Annotated in this window: 3 protein-coding genes; 2 read left to right on the forward strand and 1 reads right to left on the reverse strand. The window is 66.6% G+C overall.

Going from position 1 to position 2,179, the window contains the following annotated elements; genetic code table 11:
• Positions 1-223: PLP-dependent transferase (locus DBR12_RS13790; protein ID WP_199226689.1), on the forward strand; the 223-nt coding region annotated here is incomplete at its 5' end.
• Positions 224-263: 40 nt separating this feature from the next.
• Positions 264-1,607: a protein kinase gene (locus DBR12_RS13795; RefSeq protein WP_108617784.1), complete on the forward strand. Its 1,344-nt coding sequence runs from the start codon at positions 264-266 to the stop codon at positions 1,605-1,607.
• 121 nt (positions 1,608-1,728) lie between these two features.
• Here DBR12_RS13795 and DBR12_RS13800 read toward each other — a convergent pair.
• A partial coding sequence (locus tag DBR12_RS13800) for an N-acetyltransferase (protein WP_108617785.1) occupies positions 1,729-2,179 on the reverse strand: 451 nt, incomplete at its 5' end.

The raw sequence follows: 2,179 nt of genomic DNA on the forward strand, positions 1-2,179 counted from the left end.
ATGCCTGCCCGTGTGCAACCGCCTGCAGCTGCCCATCAAGGCCACGGGCCTGGCAGACACCCGCACGCTCATCATCCCGGTGGCTCACACCATCTTCTGGGAGGCCGGCCCCGCCGTGCGCGCCACCATGGGCATTGCTGACAGCATGATCCGGCTGTCTGTGGGCCTGGAAGAGGTGGAAGACCTGCTGGCCGACTTCGAGCAGGCGCTCGCCGGAGCCTGACCCACCGCCTCTACCGCCCACCCTCGCCGGGAGCCTCTCCATGGCCACAGCCACCTCCGCACCGCCCGTCAACATCGGCAAATACCGTATCGAACGCGAACTGGGGCGGGGCGCCAGTGGCATTGTTTACCTGGGGCTCGACGGCTTCCGGGGTCGCAAGGTCGCCATCAAGCAGACCCACGCCCACCTGCTCAAGGCGCCTGAGCTGGCCGAGCGTTACCGCAAGCTGCTGCGCAACGAGGCCGCGTTGTCGGGCCGCCTGCGCCACCCCAACATCGTGCGCCTGCTCGACGCCGACGAAGAGGCGCTGCCGCCCTACCTGGTGCTCGAATACGTGGACGGCCAGCCGCTGTCCGACTTTGCAACGCCCGACACGCTGCTGCCCATGCCCCAGGTGCTGGACATCGCCTTCAAATGCTGCAACGCACTGGACTACGCCTGCCGCGAAGGCTTGGTACATCGCGACATCAAGCCCGCCAACCTCATGCTGGCGCGCGATGGGGATGTGAAGCTCACCGACTTTGGCGCAGCCCTGTCTTTGCGCAGCGACGCCACGCAGCTGTCGGGCCTGGTGGGCTCGCCGTCGTACATGTCGCCCGAACAGGTGCGTGAGCAAGACCTTACGCACCACAGCGACATGTTCTCGCTCGCTGTGGTGGTGTACGAGCTCCTCACCGGCCGCCGCCCGTTTGATGGCGACACCGACTTCGCCACTCTCTACAAGATCAGCCACGAAGCCCCCACGCCCCCCAGCCTGCTGCGCGCCGCGTTGCCATCGCATGTGGACGATGTGCTGCTGCGCGCCCTGGCCAAAGACCCCGCAGACCGCTTTGCCACCTGGCCCGACTTTGCCCAGGCTCTGCTGGCTGCCCACCGGGGCCTGCCCCGCCAGAAGTCGCAAGACACGGAGGCCGAACGTTTTGCCCGCCTGCGCGCACTGCCGTTTTTTGCCGACTTTCACGACGTGGCCCTGTGGGAGCTGATGCGATTGGGCAGTTGGCGCCGCCTGGAGCGGGGCACTGTACTCATGCGCGAGAACACCCCCGGTGACTCGTTCTGCATCCTCATCGAAGGCCAGATCGCCATCAGCCGCCAGGGCTGGAACCTCAGCACCCTGGGCCCCGGCGTCACCCTGGGTGAGATGACCTACCTGCGCCCCGACAACAGGACACGCACCGCCACCGCAGTGGCCGAAACAGAGGTGCTGGTGCTCAAGGTGCGCAACCCTGCGCTGCGACAAGCATCGGAAGACCTGCAATCGCGGTTTGACAAGGCGTTTATCAAGCTGCTGGTGGGGCGACTGATTGCGACCAACGAGCAGCTGGCGGAGTGGGAGCTGGTGGCCGCGCCGGGTGGGGGGATGCAGGAGGAATTGAGGGACTGAGGGACTGAGGGACTGAGGGGCGCCGTCTCACTCAGAACACGCCAGCTTCGCCGCGCTCAAATGCTTGCCTGAAAGCATGGACGGCGAACCCCGGCGAACCCCGATGAACCCCGGTGAAGCTTCACACCCTCTTGCAAAAATAAGTCGTCCCGCACAACGCACCATCCGGCATCAGTGCGTAGTCAGGCACCATGCCCACACGCTGCCAGCCTGCGCGTTCGTACAGGCGCTCGGCGGCGCCGCCGGTCACGGTGTCGAGCACCAGCACGGTTTTGCCCTCGACCCGCGCAGCCTCGTCCACGGCCGCCATGAGCTGCTGGGCAATGCCCTGGCGGCGGGCGCGGCGGTGGACCAGCATCTTGGCCACGTCGGCACGGTGGGGCTGGTTGTCGGGCATGGCGGTGATGAGTTGCACGGTGCCCACGATGGCTCCGCTGGCGTCTTCGGCCACCAGCAGCACGCGCTCATGGCGCGCCACGCCTTCGGCCACACTGCGCCAGAAGGCCAGGGCTTTTTCGCGCGGCAAAGGCGCCATGAAGCTGACCGAGGCGCCGCCATGCACACAGTCGATC

It is taken from the genome of Acidovorax sp. HMWF029 (genome assembly GCF_003060895.1).
GTDB lineage: Bacteria > Pseudomonadota > Gammaproteobacteria > Burkholderiales > Burkholderiaceae_C > Acidovorax.

Coding starts and splice junctions, on each gene's coding strand:
- DBR12_RS13795 (WP_108617784.1), top strand. CDS start 264: ATGGCCACAGCCACCTCCGCACCGCCCGTCAACATCGGCAAATACCGT.